Source organism: Mesorhizobium sp. M1E.F.Ca.ET.041.01.1.1, assembly GCF_003997355.1.
GTDB lineage: Bacteria > Pseudomonadota > Alphaproteobacteria > Rhizobiales > Rhizobiaceae > Mesorhizobium.
The window spans coordinates 1-3092 of sequence record NZ_RZSL01000651.1 but is presented as its reverse complement, the minus strand read 5'-3'; the positions used below and the strand labels follow the sequence as shown (position 1 = coordinate 3092).

General features: G+C 64.7%; 3 protein-coding genes. All 3 read right to left on the bottom strand.

Features of this window, described 5'->3' with window-relative positions:
- Positions 1-507 (bottom strand): GNAT family N-acetyltransferase (locus EOA38_RS31930; protein ID WP_145966165.1); only part of this gene is annotated, 507 nt, incomplete at its 3' end.
- A gap of 101 nt (positions 508-608) precedes the next feature.
- A complete protein-coding gene (locus EOA38_RS31925; RefSeq protein WP_127301099.1) occupies positions 609-1382 on the bottom strand; it encodes a Bax inhibitor-1/YccA family protein in 774 nt (257 codons plus the stop codon).
- A gap of 255 nt (positions 1383-1637) precedes the next feature.
- The coding region (locus EOA38_RS31920; RefSeq protein WP_127301098.1) for an FtsX-like permease family protein at positions 1638-3092 on the bottom strand (1455 nt) is incomplete at its 5' end.

Genomic DNA, 3092 nt, shown 5'->3' with positions numbered 1-3092 from the left:
GCCATTGAGCGGCAGTTGCATGAAGACCGTGTCCAGCCAGCGCCCGTGCTTGTAGCCCGACCCTTCCAGGCGCCCGGAATGACGGAAGCCAAGCTTCTCATGCAGCCGCACGGAAGCGCTGTCGGCATGGCCGTCGCCGATCACCGCGACGATCTGGCGAAAGCCGGCCAGGCGAGCCGCCTCGATCAGCGCCTGCATCAGCAGGAAGCCGACACCCTGCCCCTTGGCCTTGGGCGCGACATAGACCGAGTCCTCGACGACGAAGCGATAGGCGGGCCGCGGCCGGAACGGTCCGGCATAGGCATAGCCGAGCACCGAGCCATCCTTCTCCGCCGCAAGATAGGGAAAGCGGCCCGCCGCTAAGCTGTCGAATCGATTGCCCATTTCGGCCCGGCTGGGCGGCTCCAGTTCGTAGCTCGCCGTGCCGTGAGAGACCGCGTCGGCATAGATTTCGGTGATTCGGTCGAGGTCTGCCACGGTCGCGGCTCTGATTGAAATACTGCTCATAATTTGTGCAAATCACTTTCCTGCCTCGATAACAGCAGAGGAACGCACAAAAGGAAAGGGCGGCCGTTGGGCCGCCCTTTCCGAAGTCTATGGTCCAGCTTTTAGCGGCGGTCGCCCATGAATTGCAGCAGGAACGTGAACAGGTTGATGAAGTCGAGATAGAGCTTCAACGCGCCCATCGTCGCCTTGCGGCCGGCGACATCTGCAGCGTCGCCGTCGTAATACATCTCCTTGATGTTCTGCGTGTCGTAGGCGGTAAGGCCTGCGAACACCAGCACACCGATCGCAGAGACGGCGAAGGTGAGCGCCGACGACTGCAGGAAGAGATTGATCACCGAGGCAACGATCACGCCAATCAGACCCATCAGCAGGAACGAGCCGAAGCCGGAAAGATCACGCCTGGTCGTGTAGCCATAGAGCGACAGACCGCCGAAGGCCGCGGCCGTGGCGAAGAACGTCTGCGAAATACTGGCGGTCGTGTAGACAAGGAAGATCGACGACAGCGACAAGCCAATCAGGCCGGCGAATATCCAAAAAGTCGTCTGCGCCGCTGAAACGCTCATCGACTGCAACCGAGCCCCAAGGAAGAACACGACGGCCAGGGGTGCGAATATCACCGCCCACTTGAGGGGCGATGCGAAGATCGCGTAGCCGAAGGAGGTGAGCATCTCACCGCCGCGCAGCGTAGCGACGGCCGAAGCCGGATCGTTGGTGGTGGCCAACATGATCGTGCCGACCGCGGCAAGGCCGGTGATGAGCAGGCCAAGCCCCATCAGGTTGTAAACTTTGATCATATAGGCCCTGAGGCCCTGATCGATATCGACGCGCGCGCCGGGGGCGGCGGACGTCTGGTAGTTGCGAATGGGATCAGCCATTGGAAATCCTCTGTTGCTTCTGCCCCGTCCGGTGACAGGTCCCCCGGGATGACCACTTTGGAAATGACCCCTTTGGACCAGGCGCCGCTGGCAGGGCTCCAGCATGCCTGCGCAAAATATGATGGTTCTTGACGTCAAGAACAAGACGGTAACCGCGTGCAACGCCGCGTGAGAAGGCAAAAGGCCGGTTTCCGGCCCTTCCGCGCGGCATTGTTACGAAGATTTAACGCGAGGATCGATCTTCAGAGCGCGGTATCAGAGGTTGCGCAGCACCGGCGCCGCCTTGTGGCCGAGCACCCGCCAGGTGCCGGCGAGGCCGATGCCGACGGTGACCGCCAGCGAGACGAGGATCGTCGCCACCGCCACTTGCGGCATGAAGTGCGACGGCAGCGTCATGATATGCGCGACGACGAACCATGCCGCGACGCCGCCGGCGGCCAGCGCGAACAGCGCCGTCGCAAGGCCGATCAGCATATATTCCAGCGAGAAGGCGGCGATCAGCGTTTTCCGCGTTGCGCCGAGCGTCTTCAGCACCACGGCGTCGTGGATGCGCGCCCGGTTGCCGGCGGCCAAAGCGCCGGAGAGCACCAGCACCGAGGCGATCAGCGCCACGCCGGCGGCGGCGCGGATCGCCGTGCCCAACTGCGCGACCAGCCGGTTGACGATGTCGAGCGCGTCCTTGACCCGGACCGTCGTCACCGCCGGAAAGGCGCGGGTGACCGCGTTGAGCAGCCGGGCATCGTCGGCCGTGGTGGCACCTTTGTCGGTCAGCGTCGCCAGCCAGCCATGCGGCGCGCCGGCGAACGTGTTGGGCGAGAACATCATGACGAAATTGATGCCCATGGTTTCCCACTCGACCTGGCGGAAACTGGCGATCTTCGCCGTCACGTTGCGGCCGAGCACATTGACGGTGACCGTGTCGCCGAGCTTCAGCCCGATCGCCTTGCCTTCCTCCGCGGAGAACGACACCAGCGGCTCGCCGGAATAGTTCTGCGGCCACCACGCGCCTTCAGTCAGCGTGGCGTTTTCCGGCTGCTTGGCGTCATAGGTCAGCCCTCGGTCGCCGCGCAGCACCCAGGCGCCTTCCGCCGGGATCGTCACCTTGTCGACGTCGATGCCGTTGAGCGCCATGATCCGGCCGCGCAGCATCGGAACCTTGACCAGCGCCCCATGCGGCGCCTCCTTTCCGACCAGGGCGGCGAAGGCATCGACATCGCCGCTCTGGATGTCGACGAAGAAGAAGTTGGGCGCCCGCTCCGGCAGGCTTCCTGAGATCTGCCGTCTGAGATTCCCGTCGATCAGCGCCAGCGTCACCAGCAGCGTCAGGCCGAGCCCGAGCGACAGCACGACCGACGGCGTCAGCGCGCCGGGACGGTGGATGTTGCCCAGCGCGAGCCGAAGCGACACGAACCGCACGCGCGGGCTTCGGCTGGCCGCCCATTGCACCAGCGCCGCCACCAGCCGCAGCACCAGGAAAGCGAAGGCCGTGGCGCCGACGAAGATCGAGGCGATGCGGCGGTCGTCGGCCGAAAGGATGGCCAAAGCCGCCAGCGCGAGCACGATCGCGAGTGCGGCGCCCGCATAAGGCAGACGTGGCAGGCCGCGACTTTCAAAGCCCATCTCGCGAAACAGCGCTGTCGCCGGCACGTCGCGCGCTCGCCCGAGCGGCAGGAGCGCGAAAGCCAGCGTCACCAGCAGCCCGAATAGCGC